A 19,515-nucleotide genomic window follows, 5' to 3' on the forward strand; every position below is an offset into this window, starting at 1 on the left:
CTATCACTCGCCGGGGTCAACACCACCATTGAGACGGGCACGCAATTCCTTACCGGCTTTAAAGAAAGGCGCATGCTTAGCTTGCACAGCCACCCCTTCGCCAGTTCTTGGGTTGCGGCCTTGGCGTGCACCGCGTGAGCGAACGGAAAAAGCCCCAAATCCGCGCAACTCAACCCGATCACCCTGCTCTAAGGCTTTGGTTATTTCTTCAAGCACAGTATCAACAACGCGCTCTACGTCACCATGAAATAAATGTGGATTCTCAGCAGAAAGTTTAGCAACTAGTTCTGATCTTAACATATTGGTCTATCCACCCAAAAAGGTTAATATCCTATATAGCATCAAAAAACCTGGTATGCGCAACCCTTTTTATGGAAATTTATCAACACCCTTCATTATGAAAGGCCAGAGGCGATGCTCTGGCCTTTCTGTTTTATATCGTTTTGTCTGAACTTCACTTAAAAGTTAGCGATCCCTATTAGTCTTTTTGTTCTTTTTGTCGAAGTGCGGCACCTAGGATGTCGCCTAAGGAAGCCCCAGAATCCGTGGACCCAAATTGGCTAATGGCTTCTTTTTCTTCAGCCATTTCTAAGGCCTTGATCGAAACCGACACTTTGCGGGTTGCTTTATCAATCGCTGTAACAACAGCATCAACCCGGTCACCAACTGCATATCTCTCCGGGCGCTGTTCGGCGCGATCGCGTGAGATGTCGGATTTGCGAACAAATGCCTTCATGACGTTTTCTGGGCCAATCGATACCTCAATCCCGCCCGAAGCGATTTCAGTTACTGTGCAAGTTACAGTCTGACCGCGCTTGAGGGTCTCGGTTGCAAATGGATCTGAAGATACTTGCTTGATGCCAAGGGAAATACGCTCTTTTTCAACATCAACGTCGAGAACTTTGGCTTCGACCATATCGCCACGTTTGAAATTCTTGATGGCGTCTTCGCCAGTTTGATTCCAATCGATGTCGGACATGTGCACCATGCCATCCAGCTCTTCGTTGACGCCAACAAACAAACCAAATTCGGTGATGTTCTTGATTTCGCCAGTGATGGTTGAGCCAACTGGAAATTGGCTAACAAATGCCTCCCAAGGATTTGGTTGCGCTTGTTTAATCCCTAGAGAGATACGGCGCTTATCGCCATCCACATCAATGACGATAACGTCAACTGGGTCGCCAGGATTGACGATCTTAGAAGGATGTAAGGTTTTCTTGGTCCATGACATTTCAGAGACATGTACCAAGCCTTCAACGCCAGATTCCAACTCAACAAAGGCACCATAATCGGTGATATTGGTGATGACGCCTGAATGGCGCGCGCCAACTGGATATTTGTCTTCCGCACCGTCCCAAGGATCAGAGAGCAATTGCTTCATGCCTAGGGAAATACGTTGCGTATCTGGGTTGATCTTGACGATTTGAACTTGAACCGTATCGCCAACATTTAAAACTTGGCTAGGATGGCTGATGCGCTTCCAGCTCATGTCGGTAACGTGCAACAAGCCGTCAACGCCACCGAGATCGACGAACGCGCCGTAATCGGTGATGTTTTTAACGGTTCCGTCTCGAATTTCGCCTTCAGCCAAGCCAGCCACAATTTCGGTCCGGGCTTCAGCGCGATCCAATTCCAGGATCGAACGGCGTGAAACCACGATATTACCGCGCGGTCGGTCCATTTTCAAAATGCTGAAAGGCTGCATAATATTCATCAAAGGCCCAACATCTCGCACTGGACGAATATCGACTTGCGAGCCTGGCAAGAAAGCATTGGCACCGCCAAGGTCAACCGTAAAGCCACCTTTAACGCGGCCCACTATGGCACCATCAACCGATTCACCGGTTGCAAATAGCTTCTCAAGGCGACCCCAAGCTTCTTCGCGGCGTGCTTTCTCGCGGCTAACCACCGCTTCGCCCAAGGCGTTTTCAATCCGGTCAAGATACACTTCTACCGTGTCATTGATTTTAAGAGTTGAACCCTCCAAGCCAAATTCGCGTAAGGGAATGCGGCCTTCGGTTTTAAGGCCAATGTCCACGAGAACAAAATCATTCTCAATGGAAACGATGGTTGCAGAAATCACTTTGCCTTCGGTCAGGCCGCCACGGGCCCCAAAGGATTCTTCTAACAGTGCCGAGAAATCGTCCCGGCTCGGGTTAAGGAGCATGTCGCTCATTGATTAGTATCTCCGAATAAATGAAAGCAGGCCTACTGGTTGGCTCCAGCGGTCTTGTGCGAACGGTCCTGCGGCCTTCGCACCTTGCGTCTAAGAACGCCTGATATTGACTATTACGCAGTAAGCCGAGTGTTGGAATTTCGCGGTCGATACGCTCAGCTTTTGGCCAAACGAATATGATCCACGATCAATCGGGCTTTATCCACAGCCGCCTCTATACTCAGCCCAGTGGTATCGAGCAAGTGGGCGTCTTCAGCGGGCCGCAACGGCGCATCCACCCGCCCGCTATCGCGCGCATCGCGTTCGAGGGTTTGGGCCAGCATATCCGCGTAGGAGATCGCCTCGCCCTGCGCTAAAAGCTCCTGCAACCGACGCCCCGCGCGTTCTTCTGAGCTCGCAGACACAAAAAGCTTCACATCGGCTTCGGGGCATACGACCGTGCCAATATCGCGCCCATCGAGCACAGCACCACCTGGCTGGAGCGCAAAACCGCGCTGGAGGTCATAAAGCGCCTGACGGACACTGGGATGAACGGCAACCACAGATGCAGCCGCACCAACTTGGGCGGTGCGTAAATTATGGTCTTCAATGCCATCGAGGCTCAACCCATGCGCAATTTGTGTCGCGCTGACGATATCATCAGGTGACTTGCCCAGAGCTAAAAGCCGATAGGCAACACTGCGATAAAGCTTGCCTGTATCCATATGGGGCAAACCATAGTGACGCGCCAAGGCCTTGGCGATGGTTCCTTTGCCCGCAGCCAATGGCCCGTCAACAGCAATGATCATGGGGAAACGCCTAATCCTTTGGTATGCGCGCCTGCCTTACCAATCTAGATGAGGCTTGCAAACCTGCCAAAGCATCCGCTCTGCTTAACTCTGAGGCAGCCCACACCTTTATTTTGGAGCGCGCGTGGCTTAGGCAGAGCGGATGGAGACCCTTTTTGTTCCGCCTTTCAAAGCGCCAGCCCGTGGCCTAGTAACTGTACCGGGCTCTAAGAGCATCAATAATCGCGCTTTATTGCTTGCAGCCTTATCTAATGGCCCTGGCATTTTAAATGGTGCTTTGGATAGTGATGACACCCGCATTTTTGCGACCTGCCTAAATGCGCTTGGCTTTAACGTTGCTCATGACCCGGCCGCTGCGCGCTTTACTGTAGAAGGCTGCGGCGGCAATTTACCCAGTCCAAATGGCGGTCACGCCGACCTTTTTGTTGGCAATGCAGGGACAGCGGCGCGCTTTTTACTGGCTTTGAGTGCTTTGGGCTCCAAGCCCATCGGCTTTGATGGTGTGGCGGCTATGCGCAAACGGCCTATGGGTGATTTACTTGAGGCTTTGCGTGCGCAAGGTGCTATAATTGTGTGCGAAGAAGCCGAGGGTCATTTTCCCCTGACAATAAATGGTGCGGGCCTACGTGGCGGGAAACTTGAATTAGATCCCCAGCGATCCAGCCAGCAAGTCAGTGCGATCTTGATGGTTGCGCCTTTTGCAAAGGCCAACACTGAACTTGTCCTCACAGGGCCCATCGTTTCAGAGCCCTATATCGTTATGACGATCGACATGATGGCCCAATGGGGCGTGCAGGTTGAACGCCCAGAACCCAACCGATTGGTGGTCGCCGCTGGCCAAGCCTATCAAGCCAAAGCGAGTTACGCCGTTGAGCCAGATGCCTCGAGCGCCTCATATTTTTTTGCGGCCGCCGCTGTGACAGGGGGTAAGGTTACCGTTGCAGGATTAAGCCGAAAAGCGCTGCAAGGCGACGTTTTGTTTGTCGATGCCTTGGTAGCCATGGGAGCCACGGTGGAAGAGGATGACCGAGGCCTGACCGTTATTGGTCCTGCCCAATTAGGTGGTCTTGAGATCGACATGAACGCCATATCCGATACAGCCCCCACACTGGCGGCCATAGCGGCCAATGCCACCACACCCGTCTTGATCAAGGGCGTTGAACACATGCGCTGGAAAGAAACCGACCGGATTCATGCCATGGCCACGCAATTGCGGGCGATGGGAGCTGATTTAGACGAAAACCGCGATGGGCTTTTGATCCGGCCTTCCCGTTTGGTGCGAACCCAAGTGGCCACCTTTGACGATCATCGCATGGCCATGTCGCTGGCGATCACGGGCCTTGCCAATCAAGGTGTGACCATCATAGACCCTGCCTGCACGTCCAAAACATTTCCAAATTTTTTTGAAGTCTTGGCTCAATTACGCCACCAATCGGGCGCATAAGACAATTTACTGCAGCATAGGTTTTGACAGCGTGCTTTTAACGTGGCAAGCGCTGCGCCCTTGGATTTACCTTCCCATCGTGGCCATAGGCCAGTGGAGCTTCAAACGTGCCTAAAATAGATCTTGGCGAAAAACAATTATGCCCTGCCTGCGGTGCAAAATTTTACGACCTACATAAGCGCCCCGCACAATGCCCAAAATGTAGCAATGTGTTTGACCCAGACGATGAAGCTGTGAAAGCGCGCAGGGCCAAAGCCCGTTTAACTGCCTTTGATCCAAAACTGGCAGCACAAGCCGAGGAAGAGGATGAGGATGCGCCAGCCAAAGTTCTCGATCCAGACATGGACGAAGATGAGCTGGAGCAAGAAGAGGTTACAGCTGAACTCGACGCCGCCGCTGTGGATCAAGCGCCCTTGGAATTGGATGACGATGAAGAATCCGATCCCATAAATCAAGGCACCAGCGGGGCCGATGTGCCTGAAGGCTTCTCTGAACAAGAATTGGATGATGATGATCCAACCGCGGGCGATGATGAAGTTCCATTCTTGGAAGATGATGAAGACCTGATCGACGACGATATTGGCGATATTCCCGGTCCCGATGATGAGGATGTAGACCCACGCTAATGGTCTTATGGCTCCATCTAGCCAAAGATGAGACCAATGTTGGTCCTTTAAGTCCGCATCGCATATCGAACGCATGTTGGCTGCGCCGCGTGTCTTGATCGACAGGCAGGGGACGTTTATACGCGGCGCTCTTGCGGGTTGTGGAGCCCGCAACTCTTTCGGCAAAGATCTTTGGGTCAAGCCCGTTGGGGCCATAGCTCAGTTGGTAGAGCGCTTGAATGGCATTCAAGAGGTCAGGGGTTCGACTCCCCTTGGCTCCACCATTTTCTTGTCAAAGCAGGTCGTCACCATTTACGTCTGATGCAAGCTTACTCACATAATCCAGTCTATCAACCATGCTTGAACTTGCAGCCTTAAGATCGTGCAGCGAGGATTGAGATTATAAGGAACATGATCCTGATATCAGCTGATCTAGCCTTATCAGCTTCTGATCAACCCTGGAGCATGACCCGTGTTAAGGATATGTTAGTTATTGAGCCGACTTTGTAGATCAAGCATAAGATTGTCCTATCATCACAAAACATCAATGGGCTTTTAAGGATTGCAAGGAATTGTTTATCCCAATTGGTTGAAAGATAAACAAATTCTCACATTTTGAAGAATTTTCAAAGAATATGGCGTGTCGGGGACATTTGGGATTCTCAGTCCGATGGGTTGTTGATCGGCCAAAATTCAATAGCCTTCAACCCCAGATGCCATCAACCTAGCCGCTTAATTTTCATGCATGGCTTCAATGTGATGCTGTTAAGAAACAAAAGGCTTTTCAGATCTAACTGAAATGGCTCAATTGACGGGTGAAATGATCAAGCAGGGCGAGACTTGACTGGATCTTGGCTGGATAATGTCAGGGTTGATCCCTTGCACAATACCCGCAAACGGATACACACTAGACTTGTTTCAATGTGAGATTATGAATGTATGGAGGCCTTGACTGAAAACCTTCTGTTCATCGATGGCCTATGTCAGGCCCTGAAACACATCAATCATCAGCAGGCAAGATGATACTCGTTATTGGAAAGACAGGGCAGCTAGCCCGTGAACTCGCAGCTATCTCTCCTACAGGTGAGTTTAACTTCGTTGGCCGCGAAACGATCAATTTAGCTGAGCCGCACGGTGTTGAAACTGCCATCGTCAAAATCGCCCCGTCTGGGGTAATCAATGCTGCGGCCTATACCCAAGTCGACCAGGCAGAACGTGAGGAAGATCTAGCCTATGCGATCAATGCTCTTAGTGTTGAGCAAATTGCAAAGGCTTGTTTACACTTAAATATTCCATTGATCCATGTTTCAACCGACTATGTATTTGATGGGCATAGCGAACTTCCTTATGATGTTAGTTCGCAGGTCAACCCACTCAATGCTTATGGCAGAACCAAAAGCGAAGGCGAGCGACGCATCTTAGCTTTAAATTCTAATATATCCATCTTGAGAACCTCTTGGGTCTTTAGCCGATTTGGAACAAATTTTGTCAAAAAAATGCGAACACTTGCAGCCACTCGCGACGTGGTGTCAGTAGTCAATGATCAGTTTGGTCGTCCGACCTATGCGCGTGATTTAGCTCAGGCTTGTCTCTTTTTAATCAAAATCATGTCGAATGAACCCTTATGTCGTGGGATTTTCCATTTCGCAAATATTGGCACGGCAACATGGGCCGATATTGCAGAAGCCGTTTTTGATGATTTCAATCGCCGATATGGACACCGGCCCGTGCTCCAGTTTATTCGGACCCAAGATTATCCTACCCCTGCTGTGCGGCCCCTCCGGTCAGTTTTAGATACAAGCCGCATCCAGCAGATGGGTTTTGAACTTGATACTTGGCAAAATGGGCTTGCGCATTGCCTTCAGTGTTTAGCCGATGAAAGCTAAAGTTCGTTGGGCTTAACACAAAAGTCGAAGTGGTGCGATAAAGGGATAACGGAGATCAAAGTTGAAAATCATTGAAACGAAAATCGCTGGTTTGCTGATTCTTGAACCCAAACGACACATGGACGAGCGCGGTTTCTTTTCTGAAGTCTTCAACCAGGAAGTCATGAGTTCAATTGGTATTGAATTGGCATGGGTGCAGGACAATCACTCATTATCAACCCAAAGCGGGGTTGTCAGGGGCTTGCATTTTCAAACACAACCAAAGGCTCAAGCCAAGCTGTTACGGGTGGTACGTGGCGCGATTTTTGATGTCGTCGTCGATTTGCGAAAGCAATCTTCAACTTATGGCCAACATGTCTCGGTAGAATTGTCGGCTGATAATTGGCAACAAATCTTGGTCCCAATCGGGTGTGCACATGGGTTTTGCACCATAAGTACACACACGGAAGTGATATACAAAGTCTCAAACGGATATAGCCCAGATCATGAAGGTGGCCTACTATGGCATGATCCAGCCCTTGGAATAGATTGGCCAATCTCACCAGGTGATGCACTTGTCAGCCCAAGAGACACATTATGGCCAAGATTCAATGAATTCAACTCACCCTTTTAACAAAGGATAGGTCTAAAGCTTTAAAATGGCTTTATCTTTCTGGGTCTAAGCCGTTCGCGCCTTAATAGGTAAAGCCCAGAACAATGCCGATCAAGTCCATTAGGTCTGAGGTAAAGTTGTTTTTTCTTCTCATTTTTATCATTGTCCGCATGCGTATCTTTCATCCCCTTCGTAAATCACCAAGCGTGTGACCTATCACGAATGGGGACGATGACTGGATCTATAGTGCTGATTGCTTAACTCAAGTGTTCAAGGATTAGAAAGGTCCTGAATAAAGTGCTTGTTGATTAATCTGGAAAAAATCACTAGGGGATGACTTGAACATCATGGAAAAACTTAGTAGGGACCGCACTTATTCTAACACAATTCACTTCGATAATGTCCATAATGGTGACCCTTTGATTATTCGCGCGCGTGCGCCTTTGCGGCTTGGTTTAGGCGGTGGTGGTACCGATGTTTCGCCATTTTGCGATCTATATGGCGGCTATGTTCTCAATGGGGCGATCGACCGCTACGCCTATGCAGTCATCAAGACCCTAGACGAGCCAATGGTGCGCTTTCTTGCAACCGACCTACAGATCGAATTGGAGATACCTGCGCAAGTGCCTTTGCCGCTTGATGGTCAACTTGATTTGCATAAAGCAGTTTACAACCACATCGTTCACCATTTCAATGGTAACAAGCCAATATCATTAGAGTTGAGCACATTGTGTGACGCACCGGCAGGATCCGGATTGGGTTCTTCTTCCACACTGGTGGTGGCAATGATCCGTGCCTTTGGTGAACTCTTGAATTTGCCGCTGGACGATTACACCATCGCCCACATTGCCTATCAGATCGAGCGGGTTGATTGTGGGTTCCAAGGCGGCCGACAAGATCAATATTCTGCGACTTTTGGTGGTTTCAATTTCATGGAATTTTATGCCAATGAGCGCGCTTTAATAAATCCACTTCGCATCAAGAACTGGATTATTTGTGAGCTAGAATCGTCACTGGTACTCTACTTTACAGGCGTTTCACGCGAATCGGCTCATATAATCGCCGATCAAAGTAACAATATTAAAATCGGCGCATCTGATGCTTTGGAAGCAATGCATGGTATAAAAAGTGAAGCATCAGCTATGAAGGAATGTTTGCTGCGTGGCGACTTTCCCGGTCTGGTCGAATCGATGCGTATGGGTTGGGTGAATAAGAAACGATCGGCCAAAACGGTTTCAAATCCGCATATTGATACGATCTATGATGCAGCAATTCGTGCAGGGGCCATGGCTGGAAAGGTTTCCGGGGCAGGGGGGGGTGGCTTCATGTGGTTTTTTGTACCTACCGAAAAGCGTATGGATGTAATCCGCACCCTCAATAGCTTTGGTGGGCAAGTGAGTAACTGCCACTTCACAAAATACGGGGCGCAAGCATGGAGAATTGCGTGAGCATTGACCAGCCCACAGGCAAATGACTCTAAAGTTGATATCTGCCTTTATGGTTATTGTTCGATCACACCAAGTGGGATGGCGATTTCTAAATCTAATGCATTGAAACATTTAAACTTAATTGTTTTGTTACTGGGCCTGTTCCGGGCCATTCTTATGCCTGATCGGGTGGATTGGGCCACCGATTTGGTAGAACGATCCAAGTTCGATCCCCCCAAAGCTTGGCCAATTTTTTGAGTTAGCAATGGCTTTTAGTTCAATTATGACATAATATAAGCATATTTTGCCACTATATGAGGATGATTGTTCATTGGTCTATGGTTGTTACTGTCCATCATCATTGAACTGGACCAAAAAAGATAGAGATTTTAAGTTGAATTTTACTTTCTTACAGCTTGTATTTAAACACATTCATCGAGACACTTGGATATTCCTTAATGAACAAGCTCATTTGATTATGGGATTTTCCAGAGCTTATAAGGTATTGGGAACCTTTTCGGGCGATAAATTAACAGCTGAGCTGAATAAGTGACATTTTATAGGTGGAGCCAGATCAGTGAATAAACTCAATGCTCAATTTGATATTGGGGATAGATGGGCAAGTGAGATGGTCTTGCCCCCATGGTTCAAGATTGATCCGGCTAAAGGTTAGATTTTGTGCCGAATACAGATGAATTAACTGGCTCCACAACGGACCAGCACAAAGTGGCCATACTGCTGTGCACCTATAACGGCCAGCATTACCTTGCCGAGCAATTGGATTCAATTGCCGCTCAAACCCACACACATGTTGAAATTTGGGCCTCTGATGATGGATCACAAGACGATACGCCTGCTATACTTGAAGCCTACCAACACAAATGGCCTAAGGGTCATTTTACGATCCATCGCGGTCCGGCACTGGGTTTTGCCGCTAATTTTCTGTCCTTGACTTGTAAAGCCGATCTGGATGCCGATTATTATGCCTTCTCAGATCAGGACGACATTTGGGAACCCAACAAGCTTAGCCGTGCTCTGGCGTGGCTATCGACCATTCCAGAATCGATTCCTGCCTTATATTGTTCGAGAACCCGCTTGGTCGATGAGCAGAACGATGAGATCAGTGTTTCCCCACTATTTACAAGTCCACCCAGCTTTGCCAATGCGTTGATGCAAAATATTGGGGGGGGGAATACTATGGTTTTCAACAATGCTGCCCGAAGTATTCTGCGAGAAGCTGGAGAGAAACTTCCTGTAATTGCTCACGACTGGTGGACTTACATCGTCGTAACGGGGTGCGGGGGCCTGGTCCATTATGACCCCACTCCCACTCTACGCTATCGTCAGCATGATGCCAACTTAATTGGCATGAATGCTAGTTGGGCTGCGCGCTTCGCTCGCATCAACATGTTGTGGCAAGGCCAATTTAAGAATTGGAATGACCGTCACATCTTGGCACTGGGTGCTATCAGTCATCGCCTTACCCCATTCAACAAAAACATGCTCGTTCGTTTCGCAAAGGCCCGCCAAATGAGTTTGATCCCTAGACTGATCAACCTCAAACGCTGCGGCATTTACCGTCAGACATTCCTTGGAAACTTGGGATTGATCACGGCTGCAATTTTCGGAAAGCTTTGACAGATGACAATTTTGGTCACCGGGGGTGCCGGCTTTATCGGCAGCAACTTTGTCTTGGATTGGCTGGCAGACTTGCAAGAGTCGGTGGTCAACCTCGACAAACTCACTTATTCTGGTAATTTAAAAAACTTGGCGAACCTTCGATGTGATCCTCGGCATATTTTTGTTCGTGGGGACGTAGGTGACCGTAATCTCCTGGCGCATGTGCTGGATCAGCATCGTCCTCGCGCCGTCATCAACTTCGCTGCCGAAAGCCATGTGGACCGATCCATCTCTGGACCCGAAGTTTTCATCAACACCAACATCGTTGGCAGTTTTTGTTTGCTTGAATCGGTTCGTTCCTATTGGTCTGGTCTGCCGCCAGCCGATCAAACCGCCTTTCGGTTTTTACATGTCAGTACCGATGAGGTTTATGGCACTTTATCCAAAGATGCTCAACCGTTTGCCGAACATTTTCGTTACGAGCCTAACAGTCCCTACAGCGCAAGCAAAGCCGCGAGTGACCATTTGGTTAGAGCTTGGCATCACACCTATGGTTTGCCGGTACTAACTACCAATTGCAGTAACAATTATGGACCTTATCACTTTCCAGAAAAGCTGATCCCCTTGATGATCGTCAACGCTCTTTCTGGCAAACCATTGCCCGTTTATGGTGATGGCCTGCAAGTGCGCGACTGGCTTTACGTTAAAGATCATTGCGCAGCCATCCGTCGAGTACTCGATGCCGGTCGTGTGGGGGAGACTTATAACATTGGTGGATGGAACGAAAAGACCAATATAGAGATTGTAAAAACCATATGCGCCTTATTAGATGAACTCCGCCCCAAAATTGACGCAACAAGCTATGCGGCACAAATTACCTACGTGACCGATCGCCCAGGTCACGATCGTCGATATGCCATTAATGCCCGGAAGATTGAGCAAGAATTGGGTTGGAGACCGGCCGAGACCTTCGAGACTGGTATCCGCAAGACTGTTCAGTGGTACCTTGATAACTCGGAGTGGGTGGAGCACGTTCAAAACGGCAGCTACCGGGACTGGGTAAGCTTCCAATATGGTCAAGAGATGGTCACATGAACCGTAGAGGCATCATTCTCGCCGGCGGTTCAGGTACTCGTCTTCACCCGGCTACACTCGCGATCAGCAAACAGCTGCTACCTGTTTACGATAAACCCATGATTTACTATCCGCTCACCACACTCATGCTGGCTGGCATTCGCGATGTACTCATCATTAGCACGCCAAACGACACGCCACTCTTCCAGCAATTACTCGGTGACGGCTCAAAATGGGGTATGGACTTGCACTATGGCGTTCAACCAAATCCGGACGGCTTGGCGCAAGCTTTCATCATTGGGGAGAGATTCATAGGCCAAGACCCCTGCGCCCTTGTACTTGGTGACAACATTTTTTACGGTCATGATTTTCAGCCTATGCTAAAGTCGGCTGGTGCCCGCACGGTTGGTGCCACCGTTTTTGCTTACCATGTGAATGATCCTGAGCGCTACGGAGTGGTTGAGTTCGACCTGAAAGGTCAAGCCATCAGCATCGCTGAAAAGCCAAAGATACCCAAAAGCAATTATGCGGTTACAGGTCTTTACTTTTACGATCAACAAGTGGTGGAAATCGCCAAGGCTGTTAAACCCAGTGCCCGCGGTGAACTCGAAATCACCTGCGTTAACCAAGCCTATCTCACTTTGGGACAACTCAATGTACAAACCATGGGACGAGGCTATGCTTGGCTCGACACAGGTACGCACGAAAGTTTGCTTGAGGCTGGTCAATTCATTGCCACATTGGAAAACCGCCAAGGCCTTAAGGTCGCATGTCCAGAAGAAATTGCGTTCCGCCAAGGTTGGATTGAAGATCACGAACTTGAGGCACTGGCCCAACCCCTCACTAAGAATGGCTACGGACAATATCTATTAAGAATTCTCAAGGAAAACATCTTTTGATGAAGGCCACACCATTCTCAAGGCCCAAGATTGTCCATAAGCCAACCACGGTCATTGGTGAAGATGCTACCTGATTGAATGAAAGTGTACACAGAGCAGAATATGAGAATATGATAGGTAAGACCTTTATGAAAGTACCAGTTTTATCAAGCTGCTGCGCCAAACTTGCTATTGAAGGCCTTAAGCATTTATTTTTGCCAATCCAAGGCAAATTGTTGGCATGGGTGCATGGCTACTTCTTTGTATTGACCGCTGATTTGTTCTCAGTTTGACAAACTATTGTTTAATGGCTAGTTGGAATGATCACAGAAAATACAACCACCTAGCATGCGCATATTCGTTCCATTGTGCTACCATGATAGACCCCAATGCACGTACAATCTATGCCATGTCAGCACTCACAAGTTGCAACCTACCCCTCATACAGCTCCTCAGATCGGCAAGTTTAACGGAAACCTATTATTCATTTCCTCCAAAATTGCTAAGGACGAAACTTTTGCTGTGGCGGAAGTGAATAGTTAATGCGTAAATTCCGTTCCACCCCTATTGAAATGTTCACCAGCCTCTGGCGAAATCGCAGCCTGATCTATGAATCCACTAAACGTGAAGTTCAGGGTCGCTACCGGGGCTCAGCGATGGGCTTGACGTGGTCGGTCTTTAACCCTGTGCTCATGTTGGCGGTTTATACTTTCGTCTTTAGCGAAGTCTTTAAGGCCCGATGGAGTGAAGGTAATGAATCAAAGACTGAATTTGCGCTAGTGCTATTTGCCGGATTAATTGTGTTCAATCTCTTTACTGAATGTATCAATCGCGCTCCAAGCCTAATTCTCTCTAATGTCAATTATGTGAAGAAAGTCGTTTTTCCGCTAGAAATTTTGCCCATCGTCAGTTTACTCTCGGCTCTTTACCACACGGTCATAAGCTTATTCGTTTGGCTTGCTGCCTACATGATACTGTTTGGTATTCCCCACATCACCTCGCTCTATTTACCACTCATTCTGATCCCTTATGGTTTTTTTATAATTGGTTTGAGTTGGGCTTTGGCATCGCTAGGGGTCTATTTGCGAGATGTTGGGCAAATAATCGGAGTTTTCACAATGGTGCTTATGTTCCTCAGCCCCGTTTTTTACCCAGCCTCTGGTTTCCCGGAATCATACCGCCACCTCCTTTACCTAAATCCACTTACACTGGTGATCGAGCAAGTGCGGGCCGTACTTTATTTCGGTAAAGCACCTAACTTTATGATGCTCGCCATATATTGGCTGGTCTCCATCATCCTTGCTTGGATGGGTTTTGCTTGGTTTCAGAAGACACGTAAGGGGTTTGCTGATGTCTTATAAATCAGACGTAAAACCACCTGTTTTGACTTTGCTGAGTTATGCGCATGCTTGATGATAATGTAATTAGAGTTGAAAACCTAAGCAAGTGCTATCAGATCTACGATCAACCTCGTGACAGACTCAAGCAGATGATATTGCCGCGCCTGCACCGTTTAACTGGACGCCCGGCCAAACAGTATTTTCATGAATTCTGGGCGCTAAAGGATGTGAGTTTCGAGGTTAAAAGAGGCGAAACGATCGGCATTATTGGCAGAAACGGCAGCGGGAAATCAACACTGCTGCAAATGATTTGTGGCACCCTTAACCCTTCTAGCGGCAACATCCAAACCAACGGACGCATCGCTGCGCTCCTAGAACTTGGATCAGGTTTCAACCCAGAATTTACAGGAAGAGAAAACGTATTCCTGAATGGGGCAGTGCTTGGATTGAGTATGGATCAGATTGCCGCACGGTTCGACGAAATTGCTGCATTTGCCGATATTGGTGATTTTATTGAGCAGCCTGTTAAAATGTATTCCAGTGGCATGATGGTCAGACTGGCTTTCGCAGTTATCGCACATGTGGATGCAGATATCTTGGTGGTGGATGAGGCACTTTCTGTAGGCGATGCATTTTTCACTCAAAAATGTATGCGTTTTATCGAGCAGTTTCAAACCAATGGCGGAACGCTATTTTTTGTAAGTCACGATACAGGTGCTGTTGTTAAATTATGCACCAAGGCAATTTTACTCCAGAAAGGGCAAGTCGTTGAAATTGGTTTGCCAAAAAGGGTTTGTGAACATTACCTCGAAATGGTTTATGAATCTAACCAAGTCGTGGATGGGATTTCAGACCAAGCATCCAAAAAACATACGCTTCAAGAAGAAAGTTTGGATGAAAACATCGAGTTTCGCGACATACGTGAATCCTTGATCAATTCTTCAACTTTACGTAATGATATCGAAATTTTTCGGTTCAATCCAGAAGCCGCTGGTTTTGGCTCGGGTGAGGCGCAAATAATCTCAGTGCGACTTCTTGATCAAGATGGGATGCCATTATCGTGGATTGTTGGTGGTGAGCATGTAAGTTTGGAAATCAAATGCCAAGCCCTAAATCATATTGATAGGCCCATTATCGGTTTTAACTTTAAAAATCGCCTAGGTCAGATCGTTTTTGGTGATAATACTTTCCTTAGCTTTCAACACATTCCACAATCTGTTCGCCAAGGCGGTGAGCTTGTTGCTAGATTTGAATTTCGTTTGCCACTCTTACCATCTGGCGATTACGCAATTGGTGTTGCAATTGCTGGTGGGACGCAAGAAAACCATATTCAGCATCATTGGATACACGAGGCCCTTATGATTAAAGTGCATGCTAGCTCAATTTGTTTTGGGCTGGTCGGGATACCTATGAAAAGCATCATGCTGAAAGCGCTGAAATAAATGCTATGCTATGATTAATTTTGATCTTCATGGTCAAAATCTTTAAGGCCTCTCTTCAAATGGCAAGCAATTGTTTGCTTGCCTTGGGTTTAACCCCACCAGATCGTTCATCAATTGGGGGTTGGTAAATCAATCTATTAAAACCAAATACATAAAATAATTGTCTGCAAGTGGTGCCAAGCACCGTCCCTACAAGCAAGATGATCTATCGGTTGATGCAAGTTGAGTGATTTTGTTCAGCTTGGCAGCTATGATCGTAGTGGAAACCACTGATGTATGCCTTCCACATGCAAACGCTTGTTGAGATATCATCGCAGTTGGGGTTTGATTTTTCATATACAAGTTGAACAGTTTTATCGATCATTGGCTTGCTAGAAATGAGTAGGCCGATTGGGTGTGCCAGCCCATGAACAACTGGTTGTGACCGGGGTTGGTGTTTAGGTTTATCAGGCAGTTTTAACACGAGTTTTGTGCTATGGAATCTTCATTATCCTGACCACAAGCACAGCTTATGATTGCAAGGGGAAGGTGTGAATGCAATTCACAAATGAGCGATATATCCCAACGGAGCAAGGTCAGATCCGCCTTGAACATTACCATCGATATGCCGCTGTTCTGGATGTCGTCAAAGAAAAATCAATCTTAGATATTGCTTGTGGGGGGGGCTATGGTTCATTTCTCATGGCCGATTTTGCGCGTTTAGTAATCGGCATGGATATGAGTGATGATGCAGTTCATCACGCAGCTTCCAACTATCATAAACCAAATCTCAAGTTTGTTCAGGGCAGCGCAACACATCTTGCCTTCCTTGACAATTCGTTTGACGTCATAGTCTCATTTGAAACGATTGAACATCTGGCTGAGCAACAGGAGATGCTCAGCGAAATGAGACGTGTGCTGCGTCCAGATGGAATCCTCATCATTTCTTTGCCTAATCGACCAATCTATTCTGAAGAAAGTGGGGAGCATAACCTATTACAGGTAAAAGAATCTGAAGAAAGTGGGGAGCATAACCTATTACAGGTAAAAGAATTAGATTTGCAGGAATTTGATGATCTTCTAAGAACTCAATTCAGTAAAATTGAATATTTCGGGCAAAAGTTGCAAAAATCATCACTCATTCAGGACTTAGATGGCGCACACATTCCACCATCCATCTGGTCAGATGATGGAAGTCATTTGAAGGCTCATGCTGGAAGTCTTAAGGATCCAGTGTATTTTATGGCGATCTGTACTTCTGCCCGGGTAAATCTTCCAAAGCTTGGCATGTCTGTGCTCTATCCTGTCTCCATCGATTTCATTAACCACTATGTTGGATTTGCCAATTGGGCAAAATCCATATATCACTTAAATGCAGGGCGTGACCATCAGGTGGTAGATTTTAATCAGACAATGATAGAACGAGATGAAGAGGTCGCTAGCCTTACCGAGGAAAAGATACGCCTTCATTTAGAATTGAATGAAGCACGAGCACAAGTTCTGGCTTTAACGACAAGTTCATCATGGCGCATTACCAAGCCTTTGCGGGAGGCCAGTCAATGGATCTCTTCACAAAAAGCCCAGACGAAGCGTTATGCAAAAGCCTCTCTGCGTTTTGCAAAGCGCATCTATCAGGCGCTGCCATTTAGTCTTCAAACCAAAATCAAACATCGTAACTGGATCATAAAACTATCCCCTCGCATTCTGCTAGCTACAGGGACGCATGCGTCAACAATTCCTGAACTCAATGTTCCAAAGCTAAGGGAGAATAAGCCAAGCGATCAGCCAGTATCCAATTTCATTGAATGGAAGACAATTCCTTGTTCAATAATTTCAATTCCCACTAAGGATGACCCTCTGGTTTCGGTAATCATACCGATTTACGGCAAGATAGACTACACTTTGTGCTGTTTGGCTTCCATTGCAGCTCATCCTAGCTCAGCAGCATTTGAGGTCATTATCGTTGACGATTGCTCCCCTGATAACTCACGGGAAATATTGAGTAAAATGGTGAAGGGTATCCGCTTAATGCATAATAAGCGTAATCTTGGCTTCATCCGTTCCTGCAATATTGGCGCCAATGCAGCAAAGGGCAAATATCTTCATTTCCTAAATAATGATACCGAAGTTACACTTGGATGGATGGATGAACTGCTCCGAACTTTCCATAATTTTCCAGGTACTGGGCTTGCCGGTTCAAAGCTCATCTACCCCGATGGCCGTTTGCAAGAGGCCGGTGGCATCATCTGGCAAGACGCAAGTGCTTGGAATTTCGGTCGATTTCAGGACCCAATGCTTCCTGTTTACAATTATGCGCGTGAAGTTGACTATTGTTCCGGGGCTTCAATTATGGTGCCCAAATCTTTGTTCGACGAGCTAGGTGGCTTTGATGAGCACTACTTACCGGCCTATTGCGAGGATAGTGACCTCGCGCTAAAAATCAGAGACAAAGGGCATCGGGTGATCTACCAACCTATGTCTTCGGTCATCCATTATGAAGGTATTACTTCAGGGACTGACGCCAGCCAGGGTGTGAAGGCCTACCAGGTTGTTAATAGTCTCAAGCTCAAAGAGCGTTGGCAGCACCATTTGGTAACGCATCAAGTCCATGGCACCGAGGTTGATCAGGCTAAAGATCGGCGTGCGCTTTACCGGGTTTTGGTGCTTGACCATTGCACTCCTACGCCAGACCAAGATGCTGGCTCAGTCACGGCCTTCAACTTCCTGTTGCTTCTCCGCGAAATGGGCTTTCAGGTGACTTTCATTGCAGAAAGTAACTTTTTATATATGCCCATTTACACTCAATTATTACAACGTAACGGTATTGAAGTGCTTTATGCGCCATACATTTGTACAGTTAAACAACACATAGAAGAACAAGGTCAACGTTACGACCTTGCTTTCCTTTTTCGTCCAAGTGTGGTCGAGCAGCATGCGCATACGATCAGAAAATATTGCCCCAACGCTAAGATACTCTATTGTACGGTTGATCTTCATTTTCTGCGTATGTCTCGTGAAGCTAAGATACTGAATAACAAAGCGATGCGAAAAGCCGCACAAAATATGCGGCGATGCGAGTTGAATGCCATTCAAACAGCTGATGCCTCGATTATACATAGCACTGCAGAGCTTGAAATCTTACGTCCCTTGCTACCAGAGGCGAAACTTTATCTCTTTCCATTGATCCTAGCTACAAAAGCGAAGACAAGTGACTTTTCCGCGCGCGCAGACATTGTCTTTGTTGGCGGCTATCAACATACGCCAAACGTTGATGCCGTTCAGTATTTTGTGGCTGATATCATGCCAATTTTACGTACTCTATTACCTGGAGTTTGTTTTTATGCCGTCGGCAGCAATGTCCCCCCAGAAATAGAAGCACTGGCAACAAATGACGTCATTATAACAGGATTTGTCGAAGATCTTTACACCTTACTCGATACAAAACGTGTCTCAATCGCACCATTGCGTTATGGCGCTGGCATTAAGGGCAAGATTGGTACATCACTGGCAGTGGGTCTCCCTGTGGTTGCGACTTCATTGGCGGCCGAAGGGATGTTGCTAACTGACGGCGAAAACATTGTAATAGCCGATGAGGCTGAAGCTTTTGCTCACGCCGTTGCGAAACTCTATCAAGATGAAAACGCGTGGTATCACTTGCGCCAAAATGGCTTGACGTTTGCTGAAAACACATGGGGGGCAGAGGCAGCCTGGTCCATTTTAGCGAATATACTTCGTGAATTGGGATTTAACCCTGTACGCGAAAATCGAAAACTTGTCCTCTATAGCACTCGTTTTGATCAAACACCCTTTTGATCAATTATACGGGAGGAAACACCAAATATGCAAAAATTCACAATAAGGCGAAGTATATAGCAAAAAATCTGGAAACGTTGTACTTTTGAAACGCGAGCTTATATCGGTAACTGCTGATCTTACGCTCATGCTCTATTCCATTTATACCATGAACTGATCTTTCTGTTTTTAGTCCCAGCATCATTGGACATTATTTTTTAGTTAAAAGAGGAAGTTCTTACACTTATTCATCGCCCATTGATTAAAAGCCAATCAAAATGAACAAGTGCATTGCCTCTAGTTTAGACTTTCCCTAAAAGACAATGGTGTAGGTTAATGATGGTCTTAATCGATGCGTGGCCAAAACCCAACCTGATCACAGGGGGTAGAGCAGACCCACCGAAGCGGGCTAAGGTATTAAATCGCAGTTTAGCTTCATCAGCCATTACTGCGATGCGTAAAGTTGAACCCA

14 protein-coding genes and 1 tRNA gene are annotated in these 19,515 nt (G+C 47.0%); 12 read left to right on the forward strand and 3 right to left on the reverse strand.

Annotation, left to right across the window (positions count from 1 at the left end; translation table 11 throughout):
• Window positions 1-3: 3 nt before the first annotated feature.
• The 3 genes from ihfB to cmk all read right to left on the reverse strand — a co-directional run bounded on the left by ihfB (window position 4) and on the right by cmk (window position 2,964).
• Window positions 4-300 carry an integration host factor subunit beta gene (gene ihfB, locus PsB1_RS03965; protein ID WP_284359226.1) on the reverse strand — a complete coding sequence of 99 codons (297 nt, stop codon included), beginning with the start codon at window positions 298-300 and terminating at the stop codon, window positions 4-6.
• A 178-nt stretch (window positions 301-478) separates the two neighbouring features.
• Window positions 479-2,176, reverse strand: coding sequence for a 30S ribosomal protein S1 (rpsA, locus tag PsB1_RS03970; RefSeq protein WP_284359228.1), 1,698 nt, complete (start codon window positions 2,174-2,176; stop codon window positions 479-481).
• Window positions 2,177-2,331: 155 nt separating this feature from the next.
• The gene (gene cmk / locus PsB1_RS03975; RefSeq protein ID WP_284359229.1) at window positions 2,332-2,964 is read right to left on the reverse strand and encodes a (d)CMP kinase; all 633 of its coding nucleotides are present in this window, start codon (window positions 2,962-2,964) and stop codon (window positions 2,332-2,334) included.
• A 142-nt stretch (window positions 2,965-3,106) separates the two neighbouring features.
• Here cmk and aroA point away from each other — a divergent pair, with 142 nt between their 5' ends.
• From aroA to PsB1_RS04035, 12 genes are all read left to right on the forward strand, one after another.
• The gene (gene aroA, locus PsB1_RS03980; RefSeq protein ID WP_284359230.1) at window positions 3,107-4,408 is read left to right on the forward strand and encodes a 3-phosphoshikimate 1-carboxyvinyltransferase; all 1,302 of its coding nucleotides are present in this window, start codon (window positions 3,107-3,109) and stop codon (window positions 4,406-4,408) included.
• Window positions 4,409-4,515: 107 nt separating this feature from the next.
• The gene (locus PsB1_RS03985; protein ID WP_284359232.1) at window positions 4,516-5,034 is read left to right on the forward strand and encodes a TIGR02300 family protein; all 519 of its coding nucleotides are present in this window, start codon (window positions 4,516-4,518) and stop codon (window positions 5,032-5,034) included.
• 187 nt (window positions 5,035-5,221) lie between these two features.
• Window positions 5,222-5,297 (forward strand) — tRNA-Ala (locus PsB1_RS03990).
• A 735-nt stretch (window positions 5,298-6,032) separates the two neighbouring features.
• Window positions 6,033-6,899, forward strand: a complete 867-nt coding sequence (gene rfbD, locus PsB1_RS03995; RefSeq protein WP_284359233.1) for a dTDP-4-dehydrorhamnose reductase — start codon at window positions 6,033-6,035, stop codon at window positions 6,897-6,899.
• Between the two features lie 61 nt (window positions 6,900-6,960).
• Window positions 6,961-7,512, forward strand: a complete 552-nt coding sequence (rfbC, locus tag PsB1_RS04000) for a dTDP-4-dehydrorhamnose 3,5-epimerase (RefSeq protein ID WP_284359234.1) — start codon at window positions 6,961-6,963, stop codon at window positions 7,510-7,512.
• Between the two features lie 326 nt (window positions 7,513-7,838).
• Window positions 7,839-8,939: a GHMP family kinase ATP-binding protein gene (locus PsB1_RS04005; RefSeq protein ID WP_284359235.1), complete on the forward strand. Its 1,101-nt coding sequence runs from the start codon at window positions 7,839-7,841 to the stop codon at window positions 8,937-8,939.
• 657 nt (window positions 8,940-9,596) lie between these two features.
• Window positions 9,597-10,556: a glycosyltransferase family 2 protein gene (locus PsB1_RS04010; protein ID WP_284359236.1), complete on the forward strand. Its 960-nt coding sequence runs from the start codon at window positions 9,597-9,599 to the stop codon at window positions 10,554-10,556.
• Window positions 10,557-10,559: 3 nt separating this feature from the next.
• Window positions 10,560-11,633, forward strand: coding sequence for a dTDP-glucose 4,6-dehydratase (gene rfbB / locus PsB1_RS04015; RefSeq protein WP_284359237.1), 1,074 nt, complete (start codon window positions 10,560-10,562; stop codon window positions 11,631-11,633).
• Window positions 11,630-12,511 (forward strand): glucose-1-phosphate thymidylyltransferase RfbA, encoded by an 882-nt coding sequence (gene rfbA / locus PsB1_RS04020; protein ID WP_284359239.1) that lies wholly within the window; start codon window positions 11,630-11,632, stop codon window positions 12,509-12,511. Before rfbB ends, rfbA begins: the two co-directional genes overlap by 4 nt.
• Before the next feature lie 521 nt (window positions 12,512-13,032).
• Window positions 13,033-13,851 (forward strand): ABC transporter permease, encoded by an 819-nt coding sequence (locus PsB1_RS04025; RefSeq protein WP_284359241.1) that lies wholly within the window; start codon window positions 13,033-13,035, stop codon window positions 13,849-13,851.
• A 44-nt stretch (window positions 13,852-13,895) separates the two neighbouring features.
• Window positions 13,896-15,272, forward strand: a complete 1,377-nt coding sequence (locus PsB1_RS04030; protein ID WP_284359243.1) for an ABC transporter ATP-binding protein — start codon at window positions 13,896-13,898, stop codon at window positions 15,270-15,272.
• Between the two features lie 534 nt (window positions 15,273-15,806).
• Window positions 15,807-19,064 (forward strand): methyltransferase domain-containing protein, encoded by a 3,258-nt coding sequence (locus PsB1_RS04035; RefSeq protein WP_284359245.1) that lies wholly within the window; start codon window positions 15,807-15,809, stop codon window positions 19,062-19,064.
• The last annotated feature ends 451 nt before the right edge of the window (window positions 19,065-19,515 follow it).

The organism is Candidatus Phycosocius spiralis, assembly GCF_030158815.1.
Classification (GTDB): Bacteria; Pseudomonadota; Alphaproteobacteria; order Caulobacterales; family Aquidulcibacteraceae; genus Aquidulcibacter; species Aquidulcibacter spiralis.